The following is a 21,886-nucleotide window of genomic DNA, read 5'->3' on the forward strand; positions in this document are numbered from 1 at the left end:
CCGGAGCGCAATTGCTCCGGGGCTTTCTCAACAAAATGTTCGGCGGTGTCCTACTCTCCCACGAGGTCCCCCTCGCAGTACCATCGGCGCTGTCAGCCTTAGCTTCCGGGTTCGGAATGTGACCGGGCGTTTCCCTGACGCTATAACCACCGAAACTCTATTGACATAACACACAAACCCCACACCAGGCACCACACAGGATGCAAGGGGTCGTGGCCGTACGTCAAGAACCACAAAGTAGACGCGAACATCGTTACAACAACATACTTACGCCCCAAAACACTATTTGGGATGAAGTCAAGTCATCGGCTTATTAGTACCAGTCAGCTCCACACGTTACCGCGCTTCCACATCTGGCCTATCAACCCAGTCATCTACTGGGAGCCTCACAGGAGTAAACTCCTACGGAAATCTCATCTTGAGGCCGGCTTCCCGCTTAGATGCTTTCAGCGGTTATCCATCCCGAACGTAGCCAACCAGCCATGCCCTTGGCAGAACAACTGGCACACCAGAGGTTCGTCCAACCCGGTCCTCTCGTACTAGGGTCAGATCCTCTCAAATTTCCAACGCGCGCAGAGGATAGGGACCGAACTGTCTCACGACGTTCTAAACCCAGCTCGCGTACCGCTTTAATGGGCGAACAGCCCAACCCTTGGGACCGACTCCAGCCCCAGGATGCGACGAGCCGACATCGAGGTGCCAAACCATGCCGTCGATATGGACTCTTGGGCAAGATCAGCCTGTTATCCCCGAGGTACCTTTTATCCGTTGAGCGACAGCGCTTCCACAAGCCACTGCCGGATCACTAGTCCCGACTTTCGTCCCTGCTCGACCTGTCAGTCTCACAGTCAAGCTCCCTTGTGCACTTACACTCGCCACCTGATTGCCAACCAGGTTGAGGGAACCTTTGGGCGCCTCCGTTACTTTTTGGGAGGCAACCGCCCCAGTTAAACTACCCACCAGGCACTGTCCGAAAACCCGATCAGGGTTCGTCGTTAGATATCCAATATGACCAGAGTGGTATTTCAACAATGACTCCACGAACACTAGCGTGCCCGCTTCACAGTCTCCCACCTATCCTACACAAGCCACACCGAACACCAATACCAAGCTGTAGTAAAGGTCACGGGGTCTTTCCGTCCTTCTGCGCGTAACGAGCATCTTTACTCGTACTGCAATTTCGCCGAGTTTACGGTGGAGACAGCTGGGGAATCGTTACGCCATTCGTGCAGGTCGGAACTTACCCGACAAGGAATTTCGCTACCTTAGGATGGTTATAGTTACCACCGCCGTTTACTGGGGCTTAAATTCACAGCTTCGCAGTCCGAAAACCGCTAACCGCTCCTCTTAACCTTCCAGCACCGGGCAGGCGTCAGTCCGTATACGTCCACTTGCGTGTTAGCACGGACCTGTGTTTTTAGTAAACAGTCGTTCCCCACTGGTCTCTGCGGCCACCACACCCTTTCGGAGTAAATCCTAATAGGCGGATGGCCCCCCTTCTCCCGAAGTTACGGGGGCATTTTGCCGAGTTCCTTCACCATAATTATCTCGAGCTCCTTAGTATTCTCTACCTGACCACCTGTGTCGGTTTGGGGTACGGGCAACTAGCAACCTCACGTCGATGCTTTTCTCGGCAGCATAGGATCAATGACTTCCCCATACGGGTCCCCATCGCATCTCACCCTTCACGCGGGACGGATTTGCCTATCCCGCAGACTACATGCTTAGCCCGGGACAACCATCGCCCGGGATCACCTACCTTCCTGCGTCACACCTCACGCTCACCACCCCAGTTCGGGTTCGCAGCCGCCACCCCACATCACCCGAAGGATCCATGAAGCTTTGGTTTGCTTAGCACTACTGGTTAGGTCTTGAACGGTTACCAGCCGGTACGGGAATATCAACCCGTTGTCCATCGACTACGCCTGTCGGCCTCGCCTTAGGTCCCGACTTACCCAGGGAAGATTAGCTTGACCCTGGAACCCTTGGTCTTCCGGAGGACGGGTTTCTCACCCGTCTTTCGCTACTCATGCCTGCATTCTCACTCGTGTGGCATCCACGACTGGTTCACACCGCCGCTTCACTCGCCACACGACGCTCTCCTACCCATCCATACGGCTGGACCACGAAGGCCTACCTGTTATATGAATGCCACAACTTCGGTGGCGTGCTTGAGCCCCGTTACATTGTCGGCGCGGAATCACTTGACCAGTGAGCTATTACGCACTCTTTCAAGGGTGGCTGCTTCTAAGCCAACCTCCTGGTTGTCACAGCAACTCCACATCCTTTTCCACTTAGCACGCGCTTTGGGACCTTAGATGGTGATCTGGGTTGTTTCCCTCTCGACTATGAAGCTTATCCCCCACAGTCTCACTGCTGCGCTCTCACTTACCGGCATTCGGAGTTTAGCTGACGTCAGTAACCTTGTAGGGCCCATCGGCCATCCAGTAGCTCTACCTCCGGCAAGAAACACGCAACGCTGCACCTAAATGCATTTCGGAGAGAACCAGCTATCACGAAGTTTGATTGGCCTTTCACCCCTATCCACAGCTCATCCCCTCAGTTTTCAACCTAAGTGGGTTCGGCCCTCCACGCGCTCTTACACGCGCTTCAGCCTGGCCATGGATAGATCACTTCGCTTCGGGTCTAGGACATGCGACTGAATCGCCCTATTCAGACTCGCTTTCGCTACGGCTTCCCCACACGGGTTAACCTCGCCACATATCGCTAACTCGCAGGCTCATTCTTCAAAAGGCACGCTGTCACAGCAACAAGGCTGCTCCAACGGATTGTAAGCAAACGGTTTCAGGTACTATTTCACTCCCCTCCCGGGGTACTTTTCACCTTTCCCTCACGGTACTAGTCCGCTATCGGTCATCTGGGAGTATTTAGGCTTATCAGGTGGTCCTGACAGATTCACACGGGATTTCTCGGGCCCCGTGCTACTTGGGATACGCCACACGCAGCCAGGTCATTTCGGGTACGGGACTCTCACCCACTCCGGTCCGCCGTTCCAAGCGGTTCCCCTATAACCTGAACATTCACGTCGAAGGCTCAGCAGCGCCTTCAGCAGCGTCCCACAACCCCGATGATGCAACCCCTGCCAGGTATCACACACCACCGGTTTAGCCTCTTCCGGGTTCGCTCGCCACTACTACCGGAATCACATGTTGTTTTCTCTTCCTGTGGGTACTGAGATGTTTCACTTCCCCACGTTCCCTCTACCCGCCCTATATATTCAGGCGGGAGTCACCAGCTACGCATGCGCGCTGGCGGGGTTTCCCCATTCGGAAATCCTCGGATCAAAGCCCGTTTATCGGCTCCCCGAGGCTTATCGCAGATTACTACGTCCTTCTTCGGCTCCAGATGCCAAGGCATCCACCGTTTGCTCTTCGAAACTTGAAATCACATAAGTAAATTATTTAGAAACACACACAAGCCCGAAGACTCATGCGTGACCAATGAGACACGCCTCCACACCCCGAAAGGTGATCGTGCGTGTATCGAAGATGCTCGCGTCCACTGTGTAGTTCTCAACGTACGGTCAATCCCTGGACAGCTAGACAACACGTTCTAGACACCAGGGCTGAAGAAACCAAGACACCATCACCCCCCATACAGGAAGCAACCGTGGTCTGGGTCTCCAGGACCCAACAGTATGCACTCAAAAAAACCAGAACACCACCATCCAAGACTTTCCAACCAGCCAAAGCCGGCGTACTCACCCCAAACAACAGCACCCTGATCCACGTTGTCAAATGTTCCACCCATGAGCGGGTACGCATCACACGATCGGTGATGAACGCCCCAATCTGCACCAAACAAAGTTTGGTGAGTGCTCCTTAGAAAGGAGGTGATCCAGCCGCACCTTCCGGTACGGCTACCTTGTTACGACTTAGTCCTAATCACCAGTCCCACCTTCGACGGCTCCCTCCACAAGGGTTAGGCCACCGGCTTCGGGTGTTACCGACTTTCATGACTTGACGGGCGGTGTGTACAAGGCCCGGGAACGTATTCACCGCAGCGTTGCTGATCTGCGATTACTAGCGACTCCGACTTCATGGGGTCGAGTTGCAGACCCCAATCCGAACTGAGACCGACTTTTTGGGATTCGCTCCACCTCGCGGTATCGCAGCCCTTTGTATCGGCCATTGTAGCATGCGTGAAGCCCAAGACATAAGGGGCATGATGATTTGACGTCATCCCCACCTTCCTCCGTGTTGACCACGGCAGTATCCCATGAGTTCCCACCATAACGTGCTGGCAACATAGGACGAGGGTTGCGCTCGTTGCCGGACTTAACCGAACATCTCACGACACGAGCTGACGACAACCATGCACCACCTGTAACCGAGTGTCCAAAGAGTTCTGTATCTCTACAGCGTTCTCGGCTATGTCAAGCCTTGGTAAGGTTCTTCGCGTTGCATCGAATTAATCCGCATGCTCCGCCGCTTGTGCGGGCCCCCGTCAATTCCTTTGAGTTTTAGCCTTGCGGCCGTACTCCCCAGGCGGGGAACTTAATGCGTTAGCTACGACACAGAACCCGTGGAACAGGCCCTACATCTAGTTCCCAACGTTTACGGCATGGACTACCAGGGTATCTAATCCTGTTCGCTCCCCATGCTTTCGCTCCTCAGCGTCAGTAGCGGCCCAGAGATCTGCCTTCGCCATCGGTGTTCCTCCTGATATCTGCGCATTCCACCGCTACACCAGGAATTCCAATCTCCCCTACCGCACTCTAGCTTGCCCGTACCCACTGCAGGCCCGGGGTTGAGCCCCGGGATTTCACAGCAGACGCGACAAGCCGCCTACGAGCTCTTTACGCCCAATAATTCCGGACAACGCTTGCACCCTACGTATTACCGCGGCTGCTGGCACGTAGTTAGCCGGTGCTTTTTCTGCAGGTACCGTCACTTTCGCTTCTTCCCTACTAAAAGAGGTTTACAACCCGAAGGCCGTCATCCCTCACGCGGCGTTGCTGCATCAGGCTTGCGCCCATTGTGCAATATTCCCCACTGCTGCCTCCCGTAGGAGTCTGGGCCGTGTCTCAGTCCCAGTGTGGCCGGTCACCCTCTCAGGCCGGCTACCCGTCGTCGCCATGGTGAGCCATTACCTCACCATCTAGCTGATAGGCCGCGAGTCCATCCAAAACCGATAAATCTTTCCACCCACACACCATGCGGTGATAGGTCGTATCCAGTATTAGACACCGTTTCCAGTGCTTATCCCAGAGTTCAGGGCAGGTTACTCACGTGTTACTCACCCGTTCGCCACTCTTCCACCCAGCAAGCTGGGCTTCATCGTTCGACTTGCATGTGTTAAGCACGCCGCCAGCGTTCGTCCTGAGCCAGGATCAAACTCTCCGTAAAAAACGAATAGCAGCCAGCCACCGGAATAAGGTAGGCCAGACTGCGAGTTCAACCTGGACAGAAACCATCATCTGACGATTTCGTTATCCATAAAAAAGGAATCTCCAACACCAAACCAACAGGTTCAATGCCGGGGATAATAAATTGGCATTTGACAATTTAAGTGCACACTATTGAGTTCTCAAGATCCAGACACCCACCGTACTCACCCTGAGGCTTTCCGAAGAGCAACTTTTCTATCTTAGACCACCCTCACGCTTCCGCGCAACTCCAGGCTTGCAGCATTCCTGCCACCACCCGGACCAGACCCACACAGTCCCGAAGAACCATGCACCGCTGGGGTGAAGATGAATCCCATTTTCCCTACCCGCTTTACAAACCAAACTGCGGTTCAAGTGGGGGTGTTGTGTGAGAGATTCTCGCTGCCAGTCGCGTTTTCCGCGCCGGCCAACAGATGAATACATTACGCGGAAACACAACACCACACAAATCGGCGCTCGTTCAATTCCCGCGATCCCAATGACCGTAACGAAGTACCGCCGTTGCCGGGCGTGGCGGATTCTCGGAGGCCGGTCGCGGCATGACATCGGTCACGAATCCACGTGACATTCCGACACTTCCTCGGGCCCGGCGCATCCGGTGGACTTGGATGACACCATCGCGCGCCATCCGGCCCGCGTCTCGAGATGAGGACCCATGCGAAAGCCACTCAAGATCACCCTGACACTCATCGGCGCCATCGTGGCCATTCCGGCGCTGGCGCTCGGGACGACCGCAATCGTCAACGCCGTCGCGACGAAATCCGAGCTTCAGGCGATCGAACCGTACGGCGAGCTCGTACCCGTCGCGGGGAGGCACATGAACGTCGTCGATACCGGCTCGGGCGACGAGACTGTCGTACTGCTCCCCGGCCTCGGTACCGCCGCCCCCGCATTGGACTTCCAGCCGCTGATCACCGAGCTGCGGGCCACACATCGGGTGATCGCGGTCGAGCCCTTCGGCACCGGGCTGAGCGATCAGACGGACACCCCGCGCACCGCAGCGAACATCGCGGAGGAGGTGCACGAGGCGCTGCAGCAGCTCGACGTCGACCGCTACGTGCTCATGGGGCACTCGATCGCCGGGATCTACGCGCTCGAGTACAGCGCGCGCTACCCCGCCGAGCTCGTCGCGTTCGTCGGCATCGATAGCAGTGTGCCGGGGCAGCCAGGCTCCGCCGATGAGGTACCAACTGACGGCCTCGCGACGCTCAACAGGCTCGGTATTCTCCGCGTGCTGTCGGCACTGTCGGGAGACCTGTACACGGGCACGCCCTTCGACGACGAGACGAAGCAGCAGATGAGCCTGCTCTCCACGCGGAACGCGACGGCGCCGACGATCCTCGATGAAATGAAGCGCGCGCCTGAGAACTTCACTGCGCTTCGGAATGCGGCGTTCCCCGCCGCACTTCCCGTGCTGCTCTTCGTCGCGACGGACGACACCGACGTGCCGGGCTGGATCGAACTGCACGACCGACAGGCGGAGACCGTCGACCACGGCGAGACACGACTGTTCACCGGCGGACACTACCTGCACCACACGCAGTCGTCTGCGATCGCGGCAGAGACGACCGCGTTCCTTGCCGCACTTCCCGCGGGCTAACGTGTGCGGTTAGCGGGCGCCGGCGCTGGGCGCCGGATAGTACTCGGTCCTACGCCGATTCGCGCACGATGAGGCGGGCGCCGATGAGCGGGGCCGCCGCGAGGACCGCCGCGTCGGGTGCGGGGGCGCGATCCTGATCGTCGCCATCGACGCGCTGCGCCATCAGCGCCCGCACCGCACCGCGGCCGAGAGCCTCGCCGGGCAGCTCCACCGTGGTGAGTGCTGGCGAGACGATCGCTGAGGCCGGGAGGTTGTCGAACCCGGTGACGGCGAGGGCGCCAGGCACGCTGATCCCGAGTTCGCGCGCAGCTCCGAGCACACCGTACGCATGCGAGTCGGTTGCGCACACGAGCGCGGTCACACCCGCGTCCCGCCACCGCGGCCAATACTCCGCGAACACGGCGGCGGCCCCGTCAGGATCAATGAGGCTCGCCGCCTCGGGGATCGCGACGTAGTCCATGCCGCGTTCCGCGGCCCCGCGCTCGACAAGCGCGCGGCGCAGTTCGAAGGTCTCAGTGCGCGTGAGGCTGTCGAGGTAGCCGATGCGTGTGTGCCCGCGCTCCGCGAGATGCGCGAGCAGCGCGCCAATGCCGGCCGTGAGGTCGAAGTTCACCGTCGGCGCCTGAGTCTCGCGCCCGGGAGCGTCGAGCAGCACGAGCGGGGCGCCGGCAGGCAGGTCGCGGAGAAACTCGTCGTCGGGCGCCTCGACGAGCAGGCCAGCGGGCCTGAGCGCGACGAGCCGATGGACGTCCGCCGCGCTGGGGTTACGCCCTTCCCCGGTGACCGAGAGCAGCAACTGGTACTCGTTGCCGAGCTCGGCTTTGATTCCCGAGATGACTCGACCGTAGAACGGGTTCGAGAGGTCGGGGGCGACGAGGATCACGATGTTCGAGGTGCCCCGTGCGAGCGAGGACGCGGTGTGGTCGACAACGTACCCGAGCTCCCGCACCGCCGAGAGCACTCGTTCGATGTTTGCCTGCGATACGCGACCCGCGGTCTTCCCGTTCACCACGAGTGAGACGGTGGCCGTCGACGTGCCGGCCAGCTCGGCCACCTCGGCGGCGGTCACGCGGGCCGGCCGTGGCGAGATAGCTTCGGGTCGAGACATCCTTTTATTCTAGCCGCGGGCGGGCGACTCATAGGGTTGCGACGTCAAGCGCTTTGCGTGTTATCGTAAAGCGCTTGACGTACCCGATTCGCCCGCCCGCGCACGCGCGAGTAACGGCCCCAAGGATGTGGAATTGACTAAGAAGATCATTCTCGACTGTGACCCCGGACACGATGACGCCGTAGCCCTGCTGCTCGCGCACGGCAACCCGGAGATCGAGCTGCTCGCGGTGACCACCGTTGTCGGCAACCAGACGCTCCCGAAAGTGACGCGCAACGCGCTCTCCGTCGCCCGCGTCGCCGGCATCACTGGCGTCCCGTTCGCGGCAGGCGCCGCGCGGCCGCTCGTGCGCAACATCGAGGTCGCCCCCGACATCCACGGCGAATCGGGGCTCGACGGCCCCGTGCTGCCCGAGCCCGAGATCGAGCTCGACTCGCGCCACGCGATCGACCTCATTATCGACACGATCATGGCCCACGAGCCCGGCACCGTGACCCTCGTGCCGACCGGCGGCCTCACGAACATCGCGATGGCGGCCCGCAAGGAGCCCCGCATCGTGGAGCGCGTAAAGGAGGTCGTCCTCATGGGCGGCGGCTACCACGTCGGCAACTGGTCGGCGGTCGCAGAGTTCAACATCAAGATCGACCCCGAGGCCGCGCACATCGTCTTCAACGAGACGTGGCCCGTGGTGATGGTCGGTCTCGACCTCACGCATCAGGCGCTCGCGACCGACGAGGTCGCCGCCCAGATCGCGGCGGTCGGCACGAAGCCCGCGAAGTTCGTCGGCGAGCTGCTCGATTTCTTCGCGCTCGCGTACAAGGACGCCCAGGGCTTCGACGCTCCCCCGGTCCACGACCCCTGCGCGGTCGCCTACGTCATCGACCCGACGATCGTGAAGACCGTGAAGGTGCCGATCGACATCGAGCTCACGGGCACGCTCACGCTCGGGATGACCGTCGCGGACTTCCGCGCCGAGGCCCCCGACGACTGCACGACCTGGGCCGCGACCGAGCTCGACGCCCCCCGCTTCTGGAACCTCGTCACCGAGGCTCTCGAGAACATCGGCGAGGTCGACTTCTAAATGAACGCCATCGCGCAAAAGCCCGCCGTGCGCGTGGGCTCCCTCATGGTCGCGCTGCTCGCAGCGTGCGTCGCCTTCCAGCTCAACGCCTCGATGCTGAGCCCGGCGCTCGTCACCATGGCGAAAGAGCTGAACACCGATGACGCGACGATCGGCCTCTCGCAGACCATGTTCTTCACGGCTGCGGCGCTCTTCTCGCTGTTCCTCCCCCGCCTGTCCGACATCATCGGCCGCAAGCGCGTGCTCGTCGGCATGCTCGCGATCATGGCTGTCGGCACCGTCATCGCCGCGCTCGCCGTGAACGTCGAGATGCTCTTCGTCGGCCGCATCATCCAGGGCGTCACCGGCCCCGTGGTTCCCGTGACGCTGCTCATGCTGCGCAACGAGATCCAGGACCCGAAGCGCTACGGCACAATGATGGGCGTCATCACCGCCGTCAACGGCGGCATCGCCGGCATCGACGCGCTCGCAGGCGGCTGGCTCGTCGCGAACCACGGCTTCCGGTCGGTGTTCTGGACGATGACCGTCGTCGCCGTGATCGCGATCGTCTTCGTGCTCGTGTGGGCCCCCGAGAGCCGCCCGTCGAAGGACACGAAGATGGACTGGCTCGGTGTCGTGCCCCTCGTCGTATCGATCGGCTCGTTCCTCACCTTCCTGAACTTCCTCGGGGCGGTGAACGACGGCAACTGGTTCATCATCTGGGCGCTGCCCGTCATCGGCCTCGCATCGTTCTGGGCGTTCTGGGCGCTCGAGTCCAAAATTGCCGCACCGCTCATCCCGCCGCGCTACCTCAAGCAGCGGTCGAGCTGGGCGCTGCTCGTTACGACGCTGCTCACCATGACCGGCGTCTTCGCGGTCGTGAACGGGCTCGTCGCGTCAATCGCGCAGAACGCGGAGGCCGGGTTCGGCCTGGGCGCCGACCTCACCTCGCTCTGGTTCCTCATGCCGTACGCGGTCGCCGGCTGGATCGTCGGACCGTTCGCCGGCCGGCTCGCTCCGACGTTCGGATACCTCAACGTGATGCGCGTCGGCATGCTCGGCACCATCGTTGGCACCATCGTGATGGCGTTCGTTGGCGTGCACTCGCTGCCGGTGCTCATCGTCACCACGATCCTGCTCGGCATCACCTACGCGGGCATCGGAAACATCATGCTCAACGGCCTCGGCATCGTGCTGTCGCCGAAGGACAACCCCGGCTTCCTCCCCGGCCTGAACGCAGGCGCGTTCAACCTGGGCGCCGGTGTGAGCTTCGCGATCCTGCCCGCCGTGCAGCTGCTGTTCACCTCGGCCGACGACCCGACGTCGACGACCGGGTACAGCGCGGGCATGCTCGCTGGCGCCGCGATCTCGATCCTCGGGTTCGCGATGAGCTTCCTCATCCCGGCGCCGACGGACGCCGAGGTCGCAGCCCCGGCACCCAGCAAGTAGCGCCAACCACCGTATTCTAGGAGCGGGTTCCCGCCGGCCTCGGCCGGCCGGGGACCCGCCCGCTGCATCACCCGCCCGCGCGAGCGCGACGGCACGGGTCGAGAAAGGACCTCACCATGACCGACGGCCTCATTCTTGTAGTTGGTTCGTTGAATGCCGACCTGGTGGTGCAGACGACGCGCTTCCCGCAGCCCGGCGAGACGCTCAGCGGCTCGGAGCTGCTCGTCATCCCCGGCGGTAAGGGCGCGAACCAGGCCGTCGCCGCCGGCCGCCTCGGGGGCAACGTCGCGATGGTGGGCGCGCTTGGCGCCGACGCGAACGGCGCGCTGCTGCGCGACTCGGTCGAGGCCTCAGGCGTCGACACCGCGCACGTCGCCTCGCTCGACGGCGTCGCCACGGGCACCGCCGTGATCACCGTCGACGGGGCGGGCGAGAACACGATCATCGTCTCGCCTGGTGCGAACGGCAAGCTCGGGATCGCCGAACTCGATGCCGCGGCAGAGCTGTTCGAGCGCGCCGCGATCCTCTGCCTGAGCCTCGAGGTCGAGCTCGACGTGGTGCTCGAGGCCGCCCGTCGGGCCCGCGCCGCCGGCGCCCGCGTGCTCCTGAACCTCTCCCCCTACGGCCCCGTGCCAGACGAGCTGCTCAGCCTCACGAACATCCTGCTCATCAACGAGCACGAGGCGGCCGACCTGCTGGGCCTCACGCCCGAGCAGGTGCTCGCCGAGGGCGGCAAGTACACGCGCGCTGCGCTCACCGAGCGCGGTATCCCTCGCGCCGTCGTGACCGCGGGCGCCGCGGGCAGCATCGTGTTCGATGGCGCGACGCGCGACGGCGCCGACGCGGTTGCCGTGGCATCGCCGAAGGTCACCGCCGTCGATACGACGGGCTGCGGCGACGCGTTCATGGGCTCGCTCGCGCTCCGCCTCGCGGCGGGCGACCACCTCGCGGTCGCGGCGGGCTACGCGGCGACCGTCGGCAGCTTCGCGGCGACCCGGGCCGGCGCCCAGGCGTCGTACCCCACGCCCGAGGAGCTCGCGGCGTTCTTGGCTGCGCGCGGGTAGGGTCTCTTCTTAACGAGAGGGGGCGCGTCATGCCGAGGCCGTCGACGCGCCTGCTCCAGGTTGCCGGGGTTCTCGGGGTGGCGCTCATCGCCTGCTCCCCGGTCACGACACTCCTTGAGCTCTCAGGCATCGCGGGAGGCGGACAGTACTATTCCGTGCTCATGCCAACGCTCGGGAGCACAATCGTCCTCGCGGCCTGCGGCACCGCGCTTCTTACCTGGGTGTTCGCTCGAGTGTTCGGCGACCCCACCAAACAGTCAGCAGTCGCGCTCATTCTCATGCGAGCGGCACTTTCCTTCGGCTGCGTGCTCGGAGCTGTCGCTTGGGTGTGGGCCTTGCTTGCGCAGCAGCGCATCTTCCCCGGCCTCCCTGGCGGCGATGCGGTTCCACTGTCGTGGTTTCCGGCCGTACCGATGATCTGGGCGTTCATGTATCTGCCACTCATTGCGCCGACCGTCGACACCATCCTTTTGAAGCGCCGGCCCGGACGGCGATACCTGCCGGTCGCTTCGATGGCTTGGAGTGGCTTTCTCGCCGCGCTCTTTGTCGCCTCCGGGACACTGGGGTAAGGGTTCGCGCGCGGCGACGACTCGCTATGGCCCCGGTTGTCACGAGCCCTGCGTCCGCGGTGTTCGCGGCGTTGCTGTGGCACTTTCGGGTCTTCTGGCAGCAAAGGTTCTGTCTGTGGGCGAAGGCTGCCACCTCTATCGCGCCGAAGGATGAACCGCAGAACACACTCGAGGTGCTTCAATTCATTGTTAATGGAGCGGTGTTTCGAGTGCGCCAATCTCTTCTCGACTCAGCGAGAGAGCGTTCAGGCAGTCCGACAGGAATGTAGACCAGTGCCCGCCATCACATTCGGACAGACCCCTTCTGGGCCGCCCGATCGCGGTTGAGGGCTGCTCCTGCAGACCATTTGACAGGCTTCGAGGTGGCCCAGTTCGCTCACAGTCCTGAAATTGCTGTTCAGCCTTCTCGACACGACGATTGCGCCTCCGGAGCCTGTCGCACCGTAAACGGACACCAAGGTGCCCCGGGGCCGTGGCCCCGGGGCACCTCACGCGACTTCAGCGTTGACGAACCGACTAGTCACGCGCCCCCAGGCGGCGTCGCCGCAGCGCAAGCACGAAGGCGCCTGCCCCTAGCGCCGCCAGACCCAGCGCCGTAGCTCCCCACGCATCAGAACCACCGGTATCAGGAAGTCCACTGCCACCACCCGGCTTCGTACCAGGTGACGACGCCGGCGGAACAGTCGGGGGCATTCCGGTCGCAATCTCCGTCCACCCCGCATACAACGTCACATCCTCAACCACCGGAGCAGCAAAGTCATACCGAACCGTCCCAGCAGCATCCACAAACCAGCCAGCAAACGTGAACCCATCACGCACCGGATCCACCGGAGCCGCCACAGCCTCACCATCAGGAACCGTCACCGGATCAACAGCACTACCACCAGCAGAATCAAACGTCACCGTATGCGGCTCAACAACGATCTCCGTCCACCCCGCATACAACATCACATCCTCAACCACCGGAGCAGCAAAGTCATACCGAACCGTCCCAGCAGCATCCACAAACCAGCCAGCAAACGTGAACCCATCACGCACCGGATCCACCGGAGCCGCCACAGCCTCACCATCAGGAACCGTCACCGGATCAACAGCACTACCACCAGCAGAATCAAACGTCACCGTATGCGGCTCAACAACGATCTCCGTCCACCCCGCATACAACATCACATCCTCAACCACCGGAGCAGCAAAGTCATACCGAACCGTCCCAGCAGCATCCACAAACCAGCCAGCAAACGTGAACCCATCACGCACCGGATCCACCGGAGCCGCCACAGCCTCACCAAATGGCACCGTTGCCCCGTCAACAGCGCTACCGCCGTTCGGCTCAAAACTGACGGTCACGGGCGCGAGGGTTAACTCCGCAGCGTCGCTCACGACGTCAGCGTCTTCGTTCGTCTTTCCCGTCGCGCGAACTAGCGCGCCGTGATACTCGGCGGTCGCCGTCACGGTGGCTGTCAGTCCCTTATCCGAGACCGTCACTCCGGAATGGGTGGACGCGTCCTGCCAGGTCTTACCTCCGTCAAGAGAAATCTCCCAGACGATTTCGCCACCGTCACACGCGGTCCACCCAGTTGTGAACACCGCATTGGTGCCCACCTTCACGGTCTGATCTTCCGGCGCACTCAACTTGTACTCGCCCGTAAAAGTGAATCCGTCTTGGTAGACGACGGGGTCTTGATCACGTCCGTTCGCGATCCACTCAACCGTCACGTCGACCGGTCCGCACACACCGCTCTCAGGGGTCACAGCGCGAATCGTCCCGTCCTTGCGCACCTCAGCCTCCGGCGCAGGGATACCTCCGAACAGAACCCGCGCCAGCTCCGTCTCTGCCTTTGGCATGGTCACAGGCGTGGGAACGAGCTTGTGCTCGATGGAACCATTACCCAGCTGACCCGCCTCGTTGTGCCCCCAGGCAAGAGCGTTGCCATCGGCTCCAGCTGCCACCGAACGAAAGCGCCCAGCTGCCACAGCTTCAAACGTCACATCGCTCGGCGCCTTCACCATCGTGGGGACGAACGCGTTTCTCATGGAGTCATTGCCTAACTGCCCATAGCCGTTATTGCCCCACCCATAGGCGCTTCCATCAGACGCCACGGCCAACGAATGATTATCCCCGCCGACCACCGATGTGAAACTCACACCAGCAGGCACACGTACCAAGACCGGCACACTCGAATTCCGCGTAGAGCTGTTGCCGAGCTGCCCGTCGGAGTTGCGCCCCCAGGCGTACGTGTTGCCATCAGAACCGATCGCCAACGAATGGTATTGGCCGGCCGCCACCGACGTGAACGACACCCCTGCCGGCATGCTCACAACTGTTGGCACATTGGAGTTTGAAGTCGTGCTGTTCCCCAGCTGGCCCTGGACGTTGTTGCCCCAGGCGTAAGTGTTACCGTCTGAACCGATCGCCAACGAATGGTTAAGTCCAGCCGCGACCGAGGTGAACTCCACCCCCGCTGGCGCACGTACCACGTTCGGAACATGCGCATCGGTTGTGGACCCAACACCGAGCTGCCCGTAGATGTTGTACCCCCAGGCATACGTGTTGCCATCGCTACCTATAGCTAGCGAATGGAATGCGCCGGCAGCCATCGAGCCAAACTTCACCCCATCGGGCGCGGGGACCAAGGTCGGAACGAGCGCATCAGTTGTGGAATCAATACCCAACTGCCCAACGCCGTTGTATCCCCAGGCGTATGCGTTGTCATCGGTCCCAAGCGCCAATGAGTGGCTATCTCCGGCAGCGACAGAGACGAACCTCACGCCGTCGGGCGCCTTCACCAGGCTCGGAATCAGCGCGTTGCTCGTGGAGTCGATGCCCAACTGCCCAGCGCCGTTGAACCCCCAGGCGTATGTGTGGCCGCTGGAGCCTAACGCCAAGGAGTGATTCGTCCCAGTAGCGCTCGACGTGAACGTCACCGGAATCTCTGGAAGCGCAGGAAGGCTCACAGTGGTGCCTCCCGCCATCGGCCCGTTGTCCGGCGCTACGAGTGGTGCCGCTACTGCAGGCCCCGCCCCCAACGCCAATCCGAGGCCCGCTGCTATCAAGCCCAGCCCGTGTTTCGCCCACCGGTTCATACTGTTGTTCTCCATCCCTCTGGTTAGAAAGTCCCCTCACCTTTTCCCTGGAGCGTTCGAAATGCGTCAGTTTTAGGCCCAGTCGAGGTTCATACCCTGTGGCTTTAGTATGCGCGAGCGATCAGTTGGCGACTAGGGGCCTACACCTCACACCTACCGCATTTGCGTAGTGCCGCTTCGAAATTTCACTGACGCACGGCCTGAATCGCAGGGTTGACATCCGTCATATACGCGAACAGGACACTTGCGTGTCTCGGCACTCGCTTCATTGCTTTACGCGGCCTGCTGGAATCACCGGCGTCATCTGCCAACCACCGCAGATTGAGTCGCTCCGGCGTACGAGCGCGCCTGATGCGTGAGGTGCGACGGCGTCTAGAGGGTCCGATTGACCGTTGGGGCGGCCCTGGCCGTGTTGGCCTACTTCAGTACGGCCGGAAGCGACTCGCCGGAGGTGGAGATGACATGACACCCACCGGAGGCCGTGGCCTCACATGCTCCCTTGCGCCATCAGGGTCGCGGTGCGGGGCAGCGGCGCCCCACCTTCATCACACCCGGATAGGTACGCTGGAGTCATTCCACGCACCGACAGATCAGAAGCTTCTTCGGCGCCACCCTTGCCGCCCGAGAACAACAAAACCCCCGGCAGAACCGGGGGTTTTGTCGTGACTCTCTGTAGCTGAGGCGGGGCTCGATCCCGCGACCTCACGATTATGAGTCGTGCGCTCTAACCAGCTGAGCTACTCAGCCAAACTGGCCCGCACGAATGCGAGCCAGAGAGTCAGAGCCCCGACCGGGACTTGAACCCGGGACCCCTTCCTTACCATGGAAGTGCTCTACCGCTGAGCTATCAGGGCGTAGCCACGCGAACGTGACAACCGTTAGAGCGTACCACCTCGCGGGGGTGAATGCGAATTCGTCGAGCATCGCCCGGGCGTGCCGCGCGAGCAGGGTCACAGCAGGGGCGATCTCCACGGTTTCGCGGCGCCCGGCTTGGTACAGTTACGGCGAACTGCGGTCGCATTCGCGGGCCCGCACAGCGCACGTGTTTCGATGGGAGTCAGCGTGAAGAGTGTGTTCGTCGCCGTCATTGGCTTGGTGCTCGCGGTATGGATGTCCGCGGGTCGCTGGTTCTTCGGCATCGGCGGCAGCCTCACCTGGTGGTACGTCCCCGCGATCGGCCTCACCTACGCCGTGCTGCTGGCCTGGGTCGCGCACCGCATGGCCGTCACCGAGCGGCGCGGGCGGCGCCTGGGCCGCTCCGTGTGGGTGACGCTGGTCCTGTCATGGGTTTGTGCGATCGGCTTCGGGTTTACTGTGCCCGACAACGTTGGCGGCGAACTCGTCTCGATCGTCAGTCACGCCGCCGGTTCGCAGTTCTCGGCGGAGATGTCGATCGCGCTATGCAACCCGCTCGGCATCATCGCATTCGCACTCGCGTTCTTCACGCTTGGCATTGCGATCGCCAACGGCAAGGATCCTCGGCCGGAAGAGGACGAGCTGCTCGACGCGGCATACGGCGAGGACGGCATGGTGCCGCACCCGCTCGTGCACGAAGCGCGCGAAGCGCGCGCGGGCGAGGAACCGCACGCACGCCAGCGCTGACGCTCCCCGCTACGCCCGCCGCTCCCGAGCCACCGCCCAGGCCGTGAGTGCGACGCCTGCCGCGCCCCACAGCGCCAGCAGCGCCGCGGCTCCCCCGACCCCGCTCACCCCTGCGGCGAGCGCCTGGAAGCCGGTGAAGGCCGCGCCGATCGGGCTCGCGTCACCGACGGCGGAGAGCAGCCCCGGCACGGTCGAGACGATCCCGACGGTGAACGCGACGACGAGGAGCGCGAACGCGACGAACCTGCCAAATCCGCCGAACCTGGCGGAGAGGCCCTGCACGATGAGCGAGAACGCGATCCCGGCGAGGACGGCGAGGCCGAAGAAGCCGAGCCCCTGGCCGAAGCTGTAGCGCAGTGCGAGCGGCAACACGACGCCGGCAATCGCGCCCTGTGCGGCGCCGAGGAGCACCGCAGGCAGGGCGCTGCGCATCGTGATCGCGAAGACGCCCTTGGCGGCCTCGCGGGTGCGCGACCAGAGCGGTGACAGCACGAGGAACGCGGCGAGCGCGCCCGCCCAGAGCGCGATCCCGGCGAAGAGCGGCACGCCTGAGGAGTTGAACAGCTCGTCGCTGCCGCCCTCGGACTTCACCGACTCGACGGCGGTCTCGGCCATCACCTTGCGCTCGTCCTCGGTGTAGTTCGGGATCTGCGACGCGGCCTCGTCCAAGCCCGACGCGAGCGTCTCCGAGCCCGTCGCAGCCTCGCCGGCACCCTCGGCGAGCTTGCCCGCGCCGTCGGCGAGTTCGCCGGCGCCCGCCGCGACCTGCGAGACGCCGCCGGCGAGCTGGTTCGCGCCGTCCGCGAGTGCGGGGGCCTGACCGGCGAGCTGAGAGACGCCGCCGGAGAATGCCGACATTCCGCCGGCGAACTCGCCGACGCCAGCAGCGAAGTTCTCGGCGCCGGTCGCGAGCTCCGCCTGCCCGTTCGCCGAAGCCCGGGCGCCGGTCGCGAGGTCGGCACCCGCGTTGCGCAGCTGCACGAGCTGCGACTCGGTGCTGCCGCTTGCCGCGGCCGTCACCTCGGCGATGGCCTGGTCGACCGTCGCGAGCAGGTCCGCCTTCGGGTACTCGGGCGGGAAGAGCTCGTCGGGGAGCGCCTCAATCGTGGCCCGGAGCTGCTGCAGGGGCTCGAGCGCCTGGCCTGCGCCGGCGATGATGGGCTCGAGCACGCTGTTCACGAGCCCCGTGTACTGCTCAACCCCTGAGGCGAGCTGGGCGCCGCCGGTCGCCGAGTCGCGTGTCCCCTGGGCGAGCTCTGCCGCCCCACCTGCGAGGCCGGTCGCGGCGCCCTCAAGCCCGGTTGCGCCCGCGGCGAGCTCCTGGGTTCCAGCGGCGAGCTGTGAGGCGCCGCCGGCGAGCTGCTCGGCACCGCCCGAGAGCTCCTGCGCGCCGGCGGCGAGCCCGGTGGTGCCCTCGGCGAGCTCGGTCGTACCGTCGGCAAGCTGCTTTCCACCATCGGCGAGCTTGGTCGCGCCATCGGCCGCCTCGCTGACCCCGTCGTGGAGGGAACTCATGCCGACGAACACGTTGCCGACGAACTGTTCGCCGAGCTGCTGGTTGAGCACCCGCGTCGCGGTCTGCGTCACGATCCCAGACAGCGCAGTGTCGAGCAGCCGGCCCTGCGTGCTCTCGGCGATCTCGATCGTCGCCGTGCGCGCGCCGTCGGGGCCGTCCGAGAGCGACGTGGCCGCTGCCGAGAAGTCCTTCGGAATCGTGATGCTCGTCGCGAACCGACCGTCTTTCAGGCCGGCCGCAGCGTCCTCCGCGTCGGTGAGCACCCAGGTGAAGTTCTGGCGCGGCTCGTCGGCGGCGTTCGAGGCATCGGCATCGTCGTCGGCCGCGTCGCCGCCCGCGATGAGCTCGGCTGCGAGCACGCGCCCGAGCGGCACGAGCTGCCCCTCGACCTCGACGGGCTCGTCGGCATTCACGACGGCGGCCGTCACGGTCTCGAGGCGCTCGCTCGGGTTCCACAGTCCCCAGAGGAACAGCCCAGCGACGGTGAGCGGCACCAGCAGCAGCCCGAGCAGCGTCGTCATGCTGATGCGCTTGCCGCGCAGCGGGGTGAGTGCGGGGGTCATCGTGCGCCCTCCAGTTCGGTGCGGTCGAGGCGTTCGTGGTGCGGTGCGGTGAAGGAGACGGCCGTGTTCCCGTCGGGGAGGAGGAGCTCGGCGACGGCCTGACTGCCCAACACGACGAGGATCGGCGGCGCACTGACGCGACCCCGGTCGACGTGCCAGGCGGCGAGCGCCGAGCGCGCGTCCGCGACGGCAGCCGGCGACAGTGGCGCCAGCTCGGCGTCGCGGAGGTCGAGCACGACGAGTGTCGGGGAGTCTCGCAGGGCCTGCCTGAGCGTGGCAGCGTCGGCCCAGGCCGAGCGTGCGCGCAGCGAGCTCGCGCGCTCGGGCAGCAGCAGACCGTCGACCTTCAGCGTGCCGGCGACGATCCTCCCCCGGCCGCTCAGCGCCTGCGCGAGCGGGAAGCTCGCCGGGTCTCGCGGGTCAAGCACGAGCGTCTCGCCTTCGCCGACGCGCAGGTCGCGCGCGGGAACGTTTCCGCCGCGGCTTCGCAGGGTGAGCCGCTCCGAGGCGACGCGCGCATCGGGCCGGTCGGCGGGCCAGTCGGCGTGCGCGATCTCACGGGCGAGCCCCTCGCCCTCAACGTCGAAGGATGGGAGCACCTTCGCGAGCCAGCGCGGCATCTTCCAGGCGCGCTCGCCGAGCAGCGCGAGCACCGCGGGCACGAGTGTCATGCGCACGATGAACGCGTCGACGAACACGCCGACCGCGAGGCCGAGCGCGATCACCTTGATGCTCGGATCCCCCGCGGGCACGAACGCGGCAAACACGGCGATCATGATGAGCGCCGCCGCGGTCACGACCTTCGCCGAGCCGACGAAGCCGCGCTGAATGGCGCGCTGGGCGTCTCCGCCGTGCACGTATTCCTCGCGCATGCGGGCGACGAGGAACACCTCGTAGTCCATCGCGAGGCCGAAGAGCACTCCCATGAGGATGATGGGCATGAAGCTCAGCACCGGCCCGGTCGAGCTGACGTTCAGGATGTCGGAGAGCCAGCCCCACTGGAACACGGCAACGACCGCGCCGAACGCGACGCCAACGGACAGCAGGTACCCGAGCGTCGCTTTGATGGGCACCCACACCGAGCGGAACACCATCGCGAGCAGCACGAGCGAGAGCCCGACGACGAAGATGCCGAATGGCAGCAACGCGGTCATGAGCTGCGCGGAGACGTCGATACCCACCGCTGTGAAGCCCGTCACCGCGAGGCTCACGCCGTACGTGTCTTCCCATTCGTCGTGGTGGCTGCGCAGCTCCTTCACGAGTTCGGTCGTGCTCGCGGCGTGCGCGCCCTCCTCCGGGATGACCTGGATGATGCCCGTGTCGGCGCCGGGGTTCGGCGTCGCGAGTGGCACATCGGCGACGCCGGGGACCCGCTCGACCTCACGCTTCAGGTCGTCCATGAGCCCAAGCGGATCCGTGCTCGAAATGATCGAGCCGGTGAGCAGCAGGGGCGCGTTGAAGCCCTCGCCGAAGTGCTCACCCGTGAGCTCGTGGGTGACGCGCGCAGGATCGTCGACCTCGAGCGAGGTCGCGTCGGGCAGCGCGAGACGCAACTGAAGCGCCGGGATCGACGCGACGCCGAGCGCGATGAGCACGGCGAGAATCGTGACGACCGGTCGCTTCGTCGCGCCGCGCACCCAGCGCGCGAAGAACCTGTCGGCGCGGGTCTGCTCGGGGACGATCGGCTCGGATCCGGATCCCTCGCCGTCGTCACCCGCCGCTGCCGTCGGGCGGTGTTTGCGGGGGAGGATCCTGATCCCCGCCATCGACAGCACCGCGGGCGTGAGCGTGATCGCGATGAGCACCGCGACCGCGACCGCCGCCGCGGCCGCGACGCCGAGCGCGGTCAGGAACGGGATGCGCGCAACGGCGAGGCCGACGAGCGCGATGATGACAGTGAGGCCAGCGAACACGACCGCCGACCCCGACGTCGCCGTGGCCCGCGCGATCGACTCGCGCACGCCCAGGCCGGCCCGGAGCTGCTCCTGATGCCGGCTCACGATGAACAGGGTGTAGTCGATGCCGACGGCGAGCCCGAGCATGAGCGCGAGCATCGGCGTCGTGGAGGTGAGGTCGACGAACGCCGTCACGAAGAACAGCCCCGCGATTGAGACGCCGACGCCGATCATCGCGATGAGGAGCGGCATGCCGGCCGCGATGAGCGACCCCAGGGTGAGGATCAGCACGACAAACGCGATCACCACGCCGATGGCCTCGGTGGGGCTCAGCCCAGGCACGGCGGCAGAGAACATCTCGCCGCCGTACGCCACCTCTGCGTCGGCGGGGAGCTGCTCTCTGAGGTTGTCGGTCGCGGCGGCAATCCCGTCGACGGTCGCGTCTGCGACCCCGGTCATCTCGCCCTCGACCTGCACGCGCATGAGGAGGGCGCGGCCGTCGGGCGAGATCTCGGTGTTCGCGGCGGCAGCCTCTCCCGTGCCGAACGGCGTGAGCACGCCTGAGACTCCCGGCAGCGGCTCGAGGTCGCCCGCCACGTCGAGGACGGCGTCGCGGTAGCGGTCGGTCTCGAGGTCGCCGCTCGTCGGGGCGACGACGATGATCGTCGCGCTCGTACCGCTCACCTCTGGGAACGTGTGCGAGAGCGAGGTGATCGCGTCCTGCGCCTCGGTGCCGGGGATCGAGATCGGCGCGTTTGCTCCCTTGCCGAGCGTGAGCGCGCCGGTCGCGAGCAGCGCGAGCAGCACGAGCCATATCGTCAGCACGAACCACTTCGCCTGAGCGGCCCAGCGCCCGAGGGCATAGAGTGCGGAAGACATGAGATCCCCTCGGTGCAGCGATGGATACAGGAGTGTATCCAGTTCGATACAGTACTGTATTCGTTGAGCCTGTCCGAAAACTGTGAG

Annotated in this window: 10 protein-coding genes, 2 tRNA genes and 3 rRNA genes; 6 read left to right on the forward strand and 9 right to left on the reverse strand. The window is 64.1% G+C overall.

The genetic code is table 11. The features are described from left to right. Positions 1–37: 37 nt before the first annotated feature. The 3 genes from rrf to BJ960_RS15490 all read right to left on the reverse strand — a co-directional run bounded on the left by rrf (position 38) and on the right by BJ960_RS15490 (position 5,369). Positions 38–154, reverse strand: a 5S ribosomal RNA gene (rrf, locus tag BJ960_RS15480). 139 nt (positions 155–293) lie between these two features. Continuing rightward, positions 294–3,405: ribosomal RNA gene (locus BJ960_RS15485) — 23S ribosomal RNA — on the reverse strand. Between the two features lie 441 nt (positions 3,406–3,846). Beyond that, positions 3,847–5,369, reverse strand: a 16S ribosomal RNA gene (locus BJ960_RS15490). The 16S, 23S and 5S rRNA genes sit together here, the layout of an rRNA operon. Before the next feature lie 696 nt (positions 5,370–6,065). Between BJ960_RS15490 and BJ960_RS15495 the strand changes: the two genes are divergently transcribed. After that, positions 6,066–7,010: an alpha/beta fold hydrolase gene (locus BJ960_RS15495; RefSeq protein ID WP_185987943.1), complete on the forward strand. Its 945-nt coding sequence runs from the start codon at positions 6,066–6,068 to the stop codon at positions 7,008–7,010. 49 nt (positions 7,011–7,059) lie between these two features. On the opposite strand, the gene BJ960_RS15500 is transcribed toward BJ960_RS15495, so the two are convergent. Beyond that, entirely contained in the window at positions 7,060–8,118 is a 1,059-nt protein-coding gene (locus BJ960_RS15500; RefSeq protein ID WP_185987944.1) for a LacI family DNA-binding transcriptional regulator, read from the reverse strand. 133 nt (positions 8,119–8,251) lie between these two features. On the opposite strand from BJ960_RS15500, the gene uriH reads away from it, so the two are divergent. The 4 genes from uriH to BJ960_RS15520 all read left to right on the forward strand — a co-directional run bounded on the left by uriH (position 8,252) and on the right by BJ960_RS15520 (position 12,260). Beyond that, a complete protein-coding gene (uriH, locus tag BJ960_RS15505; RefSeq protein WP_185987945.1) occupies positions 8,252–9,199 on the forward strand; it encodes a uridine-preferring nucleoside hydrolase UriH in 948 nt (315 codons plus the stop codon). Continuing rightward, positions 9,200–10,627 (forward strand): uridine transporter UriT, encoded by a 1,428-nt coding sequence (gene uriT, locus BJ960_RS15510; RefSeq protein ID WP_185987946.1) that lies wholly within the window; start codon positions 9,200–9,202, stop codon positions 10,625–10,627. It begins immediately after the preceding gene. 116 nt (positions 10,628–10,743) lie between these two features. Beyond that, positions 10,744–11,691: a ribokinase gene (locus BJ960_RS15515; RefSeq protein ID WP_121075078.1), complete on the forward strand. Its 948-nt coding sequence runs from the start codon at positions 10,744–10,746 to the stop codon at positions 11,689–11,691. Positions 11,692–11,720: 29 nt separating this feature from the next. Continuing rightward, positions 11,721–12,260 (forward strand): hypothetical protein, encoded by a 540-nt coding sequence (locus BJ960_RS15520; protein ID WP_185987947.1) that lies wholly within the window; start codon positions 11,721–11,723, stop codon positions 12,258–12,260. 516 nt (positions 12,261–12,776) lie between these two features. On the opposite strand, the gene BJ960_RS15525 is transcribed toward BJ960_RS15520, so the two are convergent. The 3 genes from BJ960_RS15525 to BJ960_RS15535 all read right to left on the reverse strand — a co-directional run bounded on the left by BJ960_RS15525 (position 12,777) and on the right by BJ960_RS15535 (position 16,198). Then, entirely contained in the window at positions 12,777–15,215 is a 2,439-nt protein-coding gene (locus BJ960_RS15525; RefSeq protein ID WP_185987948.1) for an RCC1 domain-containing protein, read from the reverse strand. An 802-nt stretch (positions 15,216–16,017) separates the two neighbouring features. Beyond that, positions 16,018–16,091: transfer RNA gene (locus tag BJ960_RS15530), tRNA-Met, on the reverse strand. A gap of 35 nt (positions 16,092–16,126) precedes the next feature. Beyond that, positions 16,127–16,198: transfer RNA gene (locus tag BJ960_RS15535), tRNA-Thr, on the reverse strand. 208 nt (positions 16,199–16,406) lie between these two features. On the opposite strand from BJ960_RS15535, the gene BJ960_RS15540 reads away from it, so the two are divergent. Next, complete coding sequence (locus tag BJ960_RS15540; protein WP_185987949.1) at positions 16,407–16,946, forward strand: hypothetical protein; 540 nt, start codon at positions 16,407–16,409, stop codon at positions 16,944–16,946. Positions 16,947–16,955: 9 nt separating this feature from the next. On the opposite strand, the gene BJ960_RS15545 is transcribed toward BJ960_RS15540, so the two are convergent. After that, positions 16,956–19,025 carry a YhgE/Pip domain-containing protein gene (locus BJ960_RS15545; RefSeq protein WP_185987950.1) on the reverse strand — a complete coding sequence of 690 codons (2,070 nt, stop codon included), beginning with the start codon at positions 19,023–19,025 and terminating at the stop codon, positions 16,956–16,958. Continuing rightward, positions 19,022–21,799 carry an MMPL family transporter gene (locus BJ960_RS15550; protein ID WP_185987951.1) on the reverse strand — a complete coding sequence of 926 codons (2,778 nt, stop codon included), beginning with the start codon at positions 21,797–21,799 and terminating at the stop codon, positions 19,022–19,024. The genes BJ960_RS15545 and BJ960_RS15550 overlap by 4 nt, the downstream gene beginning before the upstream one ends. Positions 21,800–21,886: the final 87 nt, after the last annotated feature.

The sequence above is a fragment of the Leucobacter aridicollis genome (assembly GCF_013409595.1).
Taxonomy (GTDB): Bacteria; Actinomycetota; Actinomycetes; order Actinomycetales; family Microbacteriaceae; genus Leucobacter; species Leucobacter aridicollis.

What these genes read in the sequence shown, in the direction of transcription:
- BJ960_RS15495 (WP_185987943.1), top strand. Translation starts at nt 6,066, where the DNA reads ATGCGAAAGCCACTCAAGATCACCCTGACACTCATCGGCGCCATCGTG.
- BJ960_RS15500 (WP_185987944.1), bottom strand. Translation starts at nt 8,118, where the DNA reads ATGTCTCGACCCGAAGCTATCTCGCCACGGCCGGCCCGCGTGACCGCC.
- uriT (WP_185987946.1), top strand. Translation starts at nt 9,200, where the DNA reads ATGAACGCCATCGCGCAAAAGCCCGCCGTGCGCGTGGGCTCCCTCATG.
- BJ960_RS15515 (WP_121075078.1), top strand. Translation starts at nt 10,744, where the DNA reads ATGACCGACGGCCTCATTCTTGTAGTTGGTTCGTTGAATGCCGACCTG.
- BJ960_RS15520 (WP_185987947.1), top strand. Translation starts at nt 11,721, where the DNA reads ATGCCGAGGCCGTCGACGCGCCTGCTCCAGGTTGCCGGGGTTCTCGGG.
- BJ960_RS15545 (WP_185987950.1), bottom strand. Translation starts at nt 19,025, where the DNA reads ATGACCCCCGCACTCACCCCGCTGCGCGGCAAGCGCATCAGCATGACG.
- BJ960_RS15550 (WP_185987951.1), bottom strand. Translation starts at nt 21,799, where the DNA reads ATGTCTTCCGCACTCTATGCCCTCGGGCGCTGGGCCGCTCAGGCGAAG.